Annotated in this window: 9 protein-coding genes; 3 read left to right on the top strand and 6 right to left on the bottom strand. The window is 63.8% G+C overall.

The window, feature by feature from the left end:
* From VMA74_RS09405 to VMA74_RS09395, 3 genes are all read right to left on the bottom strand, one after another.
* Positions 1-152 (bottom strand): exodeoxyribonuclease VII large subunit (locus VMA74_RS09405; protein ID WP_414649592.1); only part of this gene is annotated, 152 nt, incomplete at its 3' end.
* A 156-nt stretch (positions 153-308) separates the two neighbouring features.
* Entirely contained in the window at positions 309-1,034 is a 726-nt protein-coding gene (locus VMA74_RS09400; RefSeq protein ID WP_325366382.1) for a hypothetical protein, read from the bottom strand.
* Between the two features lie 268 nt (positions 1,035-1,302).
* The gene (locus tag VMA74_RS09395) at positions 1,303-2,757 is read right to left on the bottom strand and encodes a phospholipase D-like domain-containing protein (RefSeq protein WP_325366381.1); all 1,455 of its coding nucleotides are present in this window, start codon (positions 2,755-2,757) and stop codon (positions 1,303-1,305) included.
* 339 nt (positions 2,758-3,096) lie between these two features.
* Between VMA74_RS09395 and VMA74_RS09390 the strand changes: the two genes are divergently transcribed.
* Both VMA74_RS09390 and VMA74_RS09385 read left to right on the top strand, forming a co-directional pair.
* Entirely contained in the window at positions 3,097-5,037 is a 1,941-nt protein-coding gene (locus VMA74_RS09390; RefSeq protein ID WP_325366380.1) for an acetyl-CoA hydrolase/transferase C-terminal domain-containing protein, read from the top strand.
* 252 nt (positions 5,038-5,289) lie between these two features.
* Positions 5,290-6,132: an HD-GYP domain-containing protein gene (locus VMA74_RS09385; protein ID WP_325366379.1), complete on the top strand. Its 843-nt coding sequence runs from the start codon at positions 5,290-5,292 to the stop codon at positions 6,130-6,132.
* Positions 6,133-6,348: 216 nt separating this feature from the next.
* Here VMA74_RS09385 and aat read toward each other — a convergent pair whose 3' ends face one another.
* The 3 genes from aat to trxB all read right to left on the bottom strand — a co-directional run bounded on the left by aat (position 6,349) and on the right by trxB (position 9,346).
* A complete protein-coding gene (gene aat, locus VMA74_RS09380; protein WP_325366378.1) occupies positions 6,349-7,098 on the bottom strand; it encodes a leucyl/phenylalanyl-tRNA--protein transferase in 750 nt (249 codons plus the stop codon).
* Positions 7,095-8,231, bottom strand: a complete 1,137-nt coding sequence (locus VMA74_RS09375; RefSeq protein WP_325366377.1) for a GNAT family N-acetyltransferase — start codon at positions 8,229-8,231, stop codon at positions 7,095-7,097. The genes aat and VMA74_RS09375 overlap by 4 nt, the downstream gene beginning before the upstream one ends.
* Before the next feature lie 155 nt (positions 8,232-8,386).
* Positions 8,387-9,346, bottom strand: a complete 960-nt coding sequence (trxB, locus tag VMA74_RS09370; protein WP_325366376.1) for a thioredoxin-disulfide reductase — start codon at positions 9,344-9,346, stop codon at positions 8,387-8,389.
* A gap of 255 nt (positions 9,347-9,601) precedes the next feature.
* Between trxB and VMA74_RS09365 the strand changes: the two genes are divergently transcribed.
* Positions 9,602-11,615, top strand: a 2,014-nt coding sequence (locus tag VMA74_RS09365) for a DNA translocase FtsK (protein WP_414649591.1), incomplete at its 3' end; no start/stop codon positions are given.

Genomic DNA, 11,615 nt, shown 5'->3' with positions numbered 1-11,615 from the left:
CGCGCCACGTTGGACAGCTCGCCTTCGATCCACACCAGGGGCAAGGCATCTTCCAGCAACCCGCGTACCAGCCGGTTGAGCGTGCTGGGCGTCAGAACGTGCCGGGTCGGCTTACCGCCGGCACCCTCGGGGAAGTCGTCGGGCGCGTGCATGGACGCGGGAGACTAGCACGATTGGCTTGAGGAACATCGCATGGGCGCGCCATGCTCATCGCGCATGCAGGTTTGTGCGGGCCGCCGCGTCGAAAGGCCGTGCCTCCCCTGCTTGCAGGGAAGGCATTGGATTGGCATGGCAGATGTTTTTGGTGCCTAAGAGCCTTTGCACAGCGTCAGCAGACCGGAGATCGACGGAAGCTGGCTCAGGCTGATCTGGATGGAGTTGTCGCAACTGGCGCTTGTGACAGGAGCGCCAAGCAATGCGGTGGTAAGCGTGATGCCAGGACTGTTGATGGAAAGCGTGGAACCGTCGACCAGGCTGATCGCTCCATTTTGTATCGTCAGTGTTGCATTGCCGACACCAAGTACATTCAGCGTGACGCTGCACGTGCCGCTGGGGACACTTGCCGTCGGCGGCGACAAGCTCGCCGAAAGCGCCGCACCTTGGCAGGTTCCGGTCAGGGTCGACAAACCCTGGTTTACGGTAAGCGTGGCGGACCCCTGATCGATGCTGGCCGTGCCGTTCTTGGTGTCGATGACGAGTGACGTGGTGCTCAGGGTGCCCGGTATGGTCGTCAGCGGCAGGTTGGCGGTGCCGGTGCAAGTCACCGGCGCTGCCGTGAATACGCCGTCGTTGTTGTTGATCGCATTCGGTGATTGGCAATTGAGGACACCGCTGCCGCCGGGAATCATGCCATTGCAGGCAAGCGCGTAACCGGTGCCGTTGGTGCTCACCTGGCATTGAAGCGTAACGGGGGCTTCCGTTTGGGCGTGCACTGGCGTGGAAGCAAGCAACGTGGCCGACATCGTCAATGCCGCAATAGCCAGCACACCAAGCGCTCTGGCCGCGCGCAACGCGAAGATGGAGTGCAGCTTCATAGGTGCCTCCTCGATATGACATAAGACAGCGTTAAGTGGCCGAGCACAATCGGCGAGTACGACACGCTTCATAAGGTCGCCTGACTATCCCCGGGCGAGTCGGGCAGACGTGGTGGAAGGTGCCCATGCAAGCGGGCGCCCCGTCTGCCCGCGCGCAATGTAGTCGCCCCAAGCGAAAGCTTGCGTATAGGCGTTGCGACGAACAGCAGCACGCAACCCGTCCCCGTTTTGCATTGTGACCGTCGTCACCGGGCAGGTAGTTGGGAACTTAGCGGTGTTCGTCGTGCATGTCCTGCAGGCGGCGTAGATGCCGCCTGCGCCATCGCCATGCTCGAATGCCGGTATTGATGGCAAACCAGGCGGCGATCGCCGCCAACGGCCAGGCGATCACCGCCGGCCACAGCATCGCCACCACGGCAAGCGCGGCGAGCAACAGGGTTACGCTGAGCAGGGCGCCGGTTTCGGTATCGCCCAGAATGCGGCGATCGGTCAGCGCCGCGCCCATGGTATTGGCAATGCGCAGTGCGCCGGCTGCGGCGCGGCCGGAGCTTCCGCCTGCATGCCGCGGTGGCTGCGGCCTGGCCTCGCTGCTGCGTACGCGCTCGCCGCGCCGGTAACGGCGGGGAGCCAGCACGATCTCGGTGGCGTTTTCCAGGTCCTTCTCATATTGCTCGGCCAGTTGCGCGGCAAAGCCGGCATCTTCGATGGCCACGTCGATCTCGCGGTTGTTCAACCAACTGGCGAGGTTGAGATTGGAGGAGCCCACGCGCGCCCATTGGGCATCCGCCACCGCGGTCTTGGCATGCAGCATCGAGCCGTTCCATTCGAACACGCGAATGCCGGCTTTCAGCAGCGGCCGATAGCCCGCGCGCGACATGCTGGCGACCAGCGGAATATCGCTGGTGCCCGGCACCAGCAGGCGCACGTCGACGCCATCGCGCGCGGCGGCGGAGAGGGCTTGCACATACGGCGCCACGCCCACGAAATACGCATCGGTCAGCCACAGGCTGCGGCGCGCCATGGCGGCGATCAGCTGGTCCAGCCGGTACATGCCGGCGGTCGCCGGCTGGGTGGCGATCACGCGCAGCGCCACGCTGCCCGCTTCCATGCCGGCGGGTGCCGGTGCATAGATCGGATGCGCTCCGCCGGCTGCGATCCAGCTATCGGCAAACGCGGCTTCCAGTTCCAGCACGGCCGGTCCGCGCAGGGCCACGCCGGTATCGCGCCACGGCGGGATGTTGCGCGACGGATGGCCCAGCCATTTCGCGCTGATGCAAATACCGGACAGAAACCCCAGGCATCCGTCCACCACCAACTGCTTGCGATGATCGCGGCTCATCCAGCCCAGGGCCTGGCCAAGTTGCGGCGGGTTGAACACGCGCACTTCACCACCGGCCTCGCGCACCGGCCTCCAGAACGCTGAGCCCGATTGGCCCAGGCAGCCCAGCCAGTCGACGATCACCGCGACCTGTACGCCACAGCGCGCACGCTCCGCCAAGGCATCCCGGAAGGCACGCCCCACGTGGTCGTCGCGGATGATGTAGTTCTCCAGCAGCACGCGATGCTGCGCGCCGCGGATGGCGGCCAGCCATGCCTCGAAATGCTGTTCGGCGTCGATCAGCAGATCCACCTTGTTGCCGCCCAGCAACGGCGCGCCTGCGGCACGGCTCAAGGCTTGTTCGGCAAGTATGCGATTGGGGACGGGCGGCAGCGTGGTGGACATGCAGAAAGTATAGGGACGCCGGCGCAAACCACCGCATAGGATGTTGTGGGCCCTCTATAGCTCGCAAGCGAAGCGGGCATCTGGATCGTTGCGACAAACGGTTCCCTCCCCTGCGAAGTAGGGGAGGGCTAGGGTGGGTGCGAGCGCAGCGAGCGGCGTGAGCCGAACATGGCTTGCATGCATTTTCGCAGGACATTCGGCGGTACGCTAAAGCTCAAGCAACCCCACCCCAACCCTCCCCTACTTCGCAGGGGAGGGAGCGTATCGTGGCGAGTAGCGGGCCATTTATCCCGAGCAATACGCTGTTCCACCTTCCGTGCTTTCTGGCATGATCAAGCCATGTTGCCAGAGCAGCGTTTTTCGGACACCGATGCCTGCGCGCAGCTCATCGTGCAGCGGCTGGGCGCCGACCTGCGCGTCGCGGCGCCATTGGGTCTCGGCAAACCGCATGGATTGCTCAATACCTTGTACGGCTTGATGATCGCCGATACTTGGCGCTCCATGACCTTGTACACCGCCTTGTCGCTCACGCGGCCACGCGCGAAGAGCACGCTGGAAGCGCGCTTCCTCGACCCGTTCGTAGCGCGCCATTTCGGTGCCGACTACGTCGATCCTCAATACGCCGTCGACCAGATGCAGGGCAAGCTGCCGTCCAATGTGGCGGTGCACGAGTTCTACATGCAGTCGGGTGCCTTGCTGCATGCCGGCAGTGCGCAGCGCAATTACATCAGCCAGAACTACACGCATGTGGCGCGCGATCTGGTGATCCAGGACATCAACCTGCTGGTGCAGCTCGTCGCGCGCCGCGAAACGCCGGCTGGCGTGCGTTACAGCCTGTCTTGCAACCCCGACCTCACGCTGGATTTTCTCGAGCGCGTCAAGGCGGCCGGCAAGACGCGCCCGCTGTGCGTGGCGGTCGTGCATCCGTCGCTGCCTTACATCGGCGGCGCGGCGGAAGTGCCGCAGGATTTCTTCGACCTCGAACTGGCGCCCATGGCATCGCCACCGCTGTTCGCGCTGCCCAGAATGCCGATAGACCTTGCCGAATATGCGCTAGGTCTGCATGCCAGCGCTTTGGTCAAAGATGGCGGTTGCCTGCAGATCGGCATCGGTGCTCTATCCGATGCGCTGGTCAAGGGGCTGCTGCTGCGGCACCAGGACAACACTGCATGGCGAAAAATGCTGGTCGCGCTGGATCCGCGTGGCGCCACGCATCGATTGGCCGAACGCATCGGCGGCCTTGCTACGTTCAAGACCGGCTTGTACGGCTGCAGCGAAATGGTGCTGGACGGTTTCATGCATCTGGCCAAGGCCGGCATCCTCAAGCGGCGCAGCTGGGACAATCTTGCGCTGGAACGGGCCGCCGCGGGCGGGCGCTTGCCCGGCGACGTACCCGGCGGCCATTACCTGCGCGGTGCATTCTTCCTCGGCACGCGCGAACTCTACGAATGGCTGGAAACCACCGCCGGCAGCGACCCCGATGCGATCGACATGTGCCCGGTCTCCAACGTCAATCATCTCTACGGTGATCATCAGTCGCTGGCCATGCTGCAGCGGCGCGGCGCGCGATTCTTCAACACCTGCATGATGTCGACCTTGCTCGGCGCGGCGGCGTCCGAAACGCTGGAAGACGGCCACGTCGTGAGCGGCGTCGGGGGGCAGTACAATTTTGTCGCCATGGCGCACGAGTTGCCCGATGGCCGCTCCGTCTTGCTCCAGCGAGCCACCCGGCGCGGGCACAGCGGCGTGGAAACCAATATCCGCTGGCAATACGGCCAGGGTACCATTCCGCGGCACCTGCGCGACATGGTGGTGACCGAGTACGGCGTGGCGGATCTGCGCGGCAAGAGCGATAGCGAATGCATCGAGGCGATGCTGGCGATCAGCGATGCGCGCTTTGTCGATGCCTTGGCGGCAGAGGCCAAGTCGCATGGGAAACTTGCCGCGGATTTCAAGATTCCGCAAGCATGGCGCAAGCACCATCCCGAAGCCCTGCGCGAAGCACTGGTCAACGCTGTGCACAAAGGATGGTTGCCGCCCTTTCCGTTCGGCAGCGATTTCACCGAGGTCGAGCGGCGCCTGCTGCCTGCCTTGGAATGGCTGCAAGCGTCCAGTACCACATGGCAGGGCCGGTGGCAGTTGCTCAAGGCATTGTGGCAGCCGGGCGCAGCCAAGGCCGAAGAAACCGTTGCGCTGGAGCGGATGCAATTGTCCGGCGCAACCAGCCTTGGCGATCGCCTGCAGCGTCGTTTGCTGCAAGCCGCATTGCGACGATCGTAGATGGCGCCAAACCGAGCCCGCCGTTGTCTTCGCAGTCCATCATCGCCAACCTGCACGCTAGGGCAAAGGCGACGCCACCGTGCGACAACGCAATACGAATTGCGCAAATCCGCACAGCATGCTTCACTCGGCGAGTGGCAGAATGCATTCTTCGGATCGACAGGGGCAGGGCGTGGCATTTTTTCATGACAGCGATTGCAACCGTTTGCTGACCTTGCGCCATCATCGTCCGTTGTTGTCAGCAAAGGTCGCGTGCCGAACCTCCGCCAAGCCGTGATCAGGGTCAGTCCACAATTGCGTACCGCCGGCACATACGTGCTGGTCTCGGCGGTATGGATCTGGTTTTCCGGATATCTGCTGGGCGACCTGGTACACGATCCGCATCGCATCGTCCTCTACCAGATTGCGAAAGGATGGCTATTCGTACTGGGCACGGGGCTGTTGTTGTACTGGATGATCGGCCGCACCGTGCAACGCCTGGATCATGCCAACCAGCAATTGCTCGACAGCCACGAGCAAGCCTTGCGCGTGCTGGTGGAGGCCATGGACATACGGCACAAGGAAACCGGCGACCATTCCGAACGCGTCGTGCGCATGGCGCTTGGGCTGGCGAAACTGGTGGGGCTGGAAGACGATGCCTTGCGCGACATCAAGTTCGGCGCGCTGTTGCACGACATCGGCAAGCTGGCCCTGCCCGATGCCATCCTGATCAAGCCCGGCAAACTGGACGACGAAGAAACACGGCTGATGCGCACCCACCCGCGCATGGGCTACGACATGCTGCAGCGAATCGAGTTTCTGCGCGACGCCAGCGCCATTCCGTACTGCCACCACGAGCGCTGGGACGGCACCGGCTATCCGCAAGGTTTGAAGGGCGAGCAGATTCCCCTGGCAGCGCGCATCTTCAGCGTGGTGGATGTGTGGGATGCATTGAGCTGCCGGCGCGTGTACAAACCCGCGTGGCCGGAGCCGGAGGTGCTGGATTATCTGCGCGAGGCGGCCGGCGGCCAGCTCGATCCGCATCTGGTGGCGTTGTTTCTCGATCACTACGGCGAGTTGAAGGCGCTTGCCTTAAACGCAGCGCCGCAGGTTTGAGTGCGTATCGCGCACTCGCCACGGTACGTCGTGCGAAGCGTGTAAGTTGGCTGTGAGGTGCAGCCGAACCCCAGCGGTGTGATGTGCATGGCAACGTTGGGGCTCGCCCCGAGCATCGCGGGCGCAACAGCAAATAAAAGGCTGTTATGTGCGGCACCATCAGCAGCGGCACGTAGTCACAGTCAGGCAAGCAAGCTGGGATTTCATCCCAGCCGTTCAACCCGCCAGCGGAAAACAGTGGCGTTCCAGAACAAGTTGCGCGGGGATGGCCGGTATGTCCCTCCAGCACGGCTCATCGAACGGAGCGGTCACCAAGGTCGCCACTTCGCGCAAAAACGCCGCGCGCGATATTTCTTCCGCCCCTAAGTCCAACAAATGGGGATTGCTGACCTGGGCGTCGATCAGCGGAAATCCCCAATCGCGCAAGAGCGCCGCCAGCGCACACAACGCCAGTTTCGAGCCGCCGCTTTCCGCACTGAACATCGATTCGCCGCAAAAGAGCCGGCCGATGGAAACACCGTAGATGCCACCCACCAGGCGCTCGTGCTCCCACACTTCCACGCTATGCGCATAACCCAGGTCGTGCAGCGTGCCGTAGGCGTCGATCATCGCCGGACTGATCCAGGTGCCGAACTGGCCAGGGCGCGGGGCTGCACAAGCGCGGATCACCTGGCGAAAGGCGTGATTCACCGTCACCTGCCAGGCCTTCTCGCGCAGCGCCCTGCGCAAGCTGCGGTTGGGGTACAGCGTGTCGGTATGAAACACGCAGCGCGGATCGGGCGACCACCACAGGATCGGCTCGTTTTCGTTGTACCAGGGAAAAATGCCGTTGGCGTACGCCGTGATCAGGCGCGACGGCGAAAGATCGCCGCCGAAGGCAAGCAAGCCATTGGGTTCGATGAGAGCGGTGCGAGGGTCGGGAAAATGACCCGGAGGGTGGTCGTCGAGCCGGGGCAGGCGAATCATGATCGGGCGTAAGGGCTATGATCCAGCAGATCGTCGGCATAAGCGTCCATGCTCTCGCGCTCGTCTGCAAGCGCGCGGCATACCGCACTGCGGAAACCCTCGTGCACCAGATAGTGACGCGAATGCGTGCGCACCGGCAGAAAGCCGCGCGCGAGCTTGTGCTCGCCCTGTGCGCCGGGCTCGAAACGCTGCAATCCTTGCGCAATCGCGTATTCGATGCCCTGGTAGTAGCACAGTTCGAAATGCAGGTCCGGCACGTCGACGCTGGCGCCCCAGTAGCGGCCATACAAGGTGCTTGCACTGCGCAGCATCAAGGCCACCGCCACGATCTCCCCGGCTTGCCTGGCCAGCGCCAGTTGTACCGCGTTGCCGAACTCCTTGCGCAGGTATTGAAAGAACGCCTCGGTGAGCGCCGCGTGATTGCCCTTGGCGTCGAAGGTAGCGGTATACAGGGCATGCACCCGCCGCCACTCCCGCGCACTCAGTTCCGCGCCACCCACCATGCCGATGTCCAGGCCATGCGCGGCCACCCGCTTGCGTTCGTGGCGGATGTTTTTGCGCTTCTTGTGATTGAGCGCGGCCAGGAATGCGTCGAAATCGGCATAGCCCTGATGATGCCAATGGAACTGCACGTCGCTGCGCGCCATCCAGTCCTCGCCGAAGGCATCGGCATCCGCCTCGGTGAGGAAGTTGGCATGCACGGAAGAAAGCCCCAGCCGCTGCGCCTGCTGCTGCATGGCATCCACCAGCAAGCGGCGCAGCACGTCCGCTTCGGTGGCATCGGTACCTACCAGCAGACGCGGCCCGGTCACCGGCGAGTAGGGCACCGCATTGAGCAGCTTGGGATAGTACTGGCCGCCCGCACGCTCCCACGCCGCCGCCCAGCTCCAGTCGAACACGAACTCGCCATGGGAGTTGCCTTTCAGATACAGCGGCGCCGCGGCGATCAGTGCGCCGTGGCGATAAAGCCCCAGATGATGCGCCTGCCAGCCCCAGTCCGCGCGAATGCAATCGGTGCGTTCCAGGCCGGCGAGAAAGGCGTGCGAGAGGAACGGATTATCGTCGGGGCGCAGCGCGTCCCACGCCGTGGCGGGGATGTCGTCGATGCTGTCGTGGAAGCGGGCTTGGATCATTCTGCTAAGTCTTGCCCATCCCTCGTAGGTTGGCGGTGAGGCAACGCCGAACCCCAACATCGCCATCTGCATAGCAACGTTGGGGTTCGCATGCGCTCACCACCAACCTACGCGCCGAGGTTTTTTTCCAGTGCGAGGATCCAAAATAACAAGCCTCAAACCTTCCCGTTCTGATCCAACCACCGCTCCGCATCCAGCGCCGCCATGCAGCCGAAGCCGGCCGAGGTCACCGCCTGCCGATACACATGATCGGCCACGTCGCCGGCTGCAAACACGCCAGGTACCGAGGTCATCGTGGCCATGCCTTCCAGGCCGCTGCGAATCTTGATGTAGCCGTCGTGCATGTCTAGCTGGCCTTCGAAGATGCCTGTATTGGGCGAGTGGCCGATCGCTACGAAGAAACCGGTGGCCTCGATGTCGCGCGTGACGCCGCTGTTGATGTCCTTGACGCGCACGCCGGTCACGCCGGTGGCGTCGCCCAGTACTTCATCGATGGTATGGTTCCACACCAGCTCGATCTTGCCGGCGGCGGCTTTCTCGAACAGCTTGTCCTGCATGATCTTCTCCGCGCGCAGCTTGTCGCGGCGATGCACCAGGTACACCTTGCGGCCGATGTTGGCCAGGTACAGCGCTTCTTCCACGGCGGTGTTGCCGCCGCCGACCACCACGATGTCCTGGTTGCGGAAGAAGAAGCCATCGCAGGTGGCGCAGGCCGACACGCCCTTGCCCTTGTAGTGTTCCTCGCTGGGAATGCCCAGGTACTTGGCGGTAGCGCCGGTGGCGATGATCAGCGCATCGCAGCTGTACTCGCCCGAGTCGCCCTTCAGGCGGAACGGCCGCTGGGCAAGGTCCACCTGGTGGATATGGTCGAACACCATCTCCGTCTCGAAGCGCTCGGCATGTTCGGCCATGCGCTGCATCAGTTCCGGACCTTGCACGCCCTTGACGTCGCCCGGCCAATTGTCGACCTCGGTGGTGGTCATCAACTGGCCACCCTGCTGCAGGCCGGTGACCATGGTCGGCTTGAGGTTGGCGCGTGCGGCGTACACCGCGGCGGTGTAACCGGCGGGGCCCGAGCCGAGGATCAGCAGTCGGCTATGCTTGGGGGTGGTCATTGCTATAATCCTTAAGGGTTTGCTGACGATTTATCAGGGCGGTTCTCGATGTTGGGAAGGTCTTCACAGGCCTCCCGAGGAACCCGCAAGCATGGGGAAGTCGCAGGGGCTATTCAAGGTTGACCTGCACTGCACGTTTCTGAACCTGACCTGTGGATGGCGGTGTCCGTGCCGTCGCTATCCCGTCCACGCGCCTTGTTACACTGCAGCACGCATGGTTATTCGTTCGACCTTCCTAAAAGGAAACACACCCCGGTGGCGGCGCGCAGCGCAAACGTTCGAAAAGCAAAAGAAAAGACCGGCCTCAGCGAGGAAGTGAAACGCCGCCTGCGAGAAGCCGGCGCGCTACTGCTGTTGCCGCTGGCGCTGTACCTGCTGGTTTGCCTCTTCAGCTACAGCGCGGCCGACCCGGGCTGGTCGCACGCCGACACGGGCGGGCACGTGCACAACCTGGGCGGCACCGTCGGCGCCTACATCGCCGACCTGCTGCGCTACCTGTTCGGCAGCGTGGCCTACTGCTTCCCCTTGCTGCTGCTGTTTCTCGGCGTGCAGGTGCTGCGCAACCATGGCGTGCGCAACGTGCAACCGTGGGAGCCCTCGCTGCGCCTGATCGGTTCGGTGTTCTTCTTCGTTACTGCGCCGGGGCTGTGCTGGATCATTTTCCAGGACAGCGCGATGGCGCCGGAAGGTCCGGGCGGCGTGATCGGGCGCGGCATCGGCCATGCGCTGCTCAGCGCCTTTGGCGACAAGGGCGCGCCGCTGTTCCTGCTGGCGATCTTCCTGGTCGCCATCACCTTCGCCACCGGCTTGTCCTGGTTCAAGCTGATGGACCTCACCGGGCAGGGCGTGCTGCGGCTGGCCGGCTGGTTCGGCGGCAAGCTGCGCAAGGCGCCGGAAGTGATCGCCGCCCATCAGGCGCGCGTCGAGCGCGACGTGGTGAAGAAAACCGAGGCGATCAAGCAGGCCAAGCGCGAACCCGTGCGCATCGAGGCACCCGCGGCACCGGTGGTGAAGAGCGAACGCGCCCGCGTGGAGACGCAGATTCCGCTGTTCGTGGGAGCCGCGCAGCCAGGCGAACTGCCGCCGCTGTCGCTGCTGGACGAAGCGCCGGAGCAGGGCCCCGGCTATTCGGAAGAAACCCTGGAAGTGCTGTCGCGCCAGGTCGAACTGAAGCTCAAGGACTTCAAGATCGAAGCCAAGGTGGTGGGCGTGTATCCCGGCCCGGTGATTACCCGCTTCGAGCTGGAACCGGCCGCCGGTGTGCGCGGCAGCCAGGTGTCGAGCCTGGACAAGGACATCGCGCGCGGCCTGTCGGTGGTCAGCGTGCGCGTGGTCGACGTGATTCCCGGCAAGAACGTGATCGGCCTGGAAATTCCCAACGCCAAGAAGCAGATCGTGTACCTGTCGGAAATCTTGCGCTCCGACAAATACGACCAGCAGAAATCGCCGCTCACGCTGGCCTTGGGCAAGGACATCGGCGGCCGTGCCATGGTGGCCGATCTGGCCAAGATGCCGCACTTGCTGGTCGCCGGCACCACCGGTTCCGGTAAATCCGTGGCGGTGAACGCGATGGTGCTGAGCCTGTTGTACAAGGCCAGCGCCAAAGACGTGCGCATGATCATGATCGACCCGAAGATGCTGGAACTCTCCGTCTACGAGGGTATTCCGCATCTGCTCGCGCCGGTCGTCACCGACATGAAGGAAGCCGCCAACGCGCTGCGCTGGTGCGTGGCCGAAATGGAACGCCGCTACAAGCTGATGGCCGCGGTGGGCGTACGCAACCTCGCCGGCTTCAACAAGAAAGTGAAGGACGCCGAGAACGCCGGCCAGCCGCTGCTCGATCCGCTGTTCCGCCCCAATCCCGACATGCCCAGCCTGGTGGCCGAGCCGCTGGAGCCGCTGCCGTACATCGTCGTGATCATCGACGAGTTTGCCGACATGATGATGATCGTCGGCAAGAAGGTGGAAGAACTCATCGCGCGCCTGGCGCAGAAGGCGCGCGCGGCCGGCGTGCACTTGATCCTCGCCACGCAGCGCCCCTCGGTGGACGTGATCACCGGCCTGATCAAGGCCAATATCCCCACCCGCATCGCCTTCCAGGTGTCCAGCAAGATCGACTCGCGCACGATCCTCGACCAATCCGGCGCCGAAACGCTGCTCGGCCATGGCGACATGCTCTATCTGCCGCCGGGAACGGCGACGCCGGAACGCGTCCACGGCGCCTTCGTCAGCGATGACGAAGTGCATAAGGTCGTCGCGCATCTGCGCA

It is taken from the genome of Dyella sp. (assembly GCF_035508675.1).
Taxonomy (GTDB): Bacteria; Pseudomonadota; Gammaproteobacteria; order Xanthomonadales; family Rhodanobacteraceae; genus Dyella_B.
Note: the sequence above shows the minus strand (reverse complement) of the source record. Positions and strands in the feature narration are given on the sequence as shown.

Bases quoted from the DNA above. Each gene is read 5' to 3' on its own strand.
- VMA74_RS09400 (WP_325366382.1), bottom strand. From the start codon at position 1,034: ATGAAGCTGCACTCCATCTTCGCGTTGCGCGCGGCCAGAGCGCTTGGT.
- VMA74_RS09395 (WP_325366381.1), bottom strand. From the start codon at position 2,757: ATGTCCACCACGCTGCCGCCCGTCCCCAATCGCATACTTGCCGAACAA.
- VMA74_RS09390 (WP_325366380.1), top strand. From the start codon at position 3,097: ATGTTGCCAGAGCAGCGTTTTTCGGACACCGATGCCTGCGCGCAGCTC.
- aat (WP_325366378.1), bottom strand. From the start codon at position 7,098: ATGATTCGCCTGCCCCGGCTCGACGACCACCCTCCGGGTCATTTTCCC.
- VMA74_RS09375 (WP_325366377.1), bottom strand. From the start codon at position 8,231: ATGATCCAAGCCCGCTTCCACGACAGCATCGACGACATCCCCGCCACG.
- trxB (WP_325366376.1), bottom strand. From the start codon at position 9,346: ATGACCACCCCCAAGCATAGCCGACTGCTGATCCTCGGCTCGGGCCCC.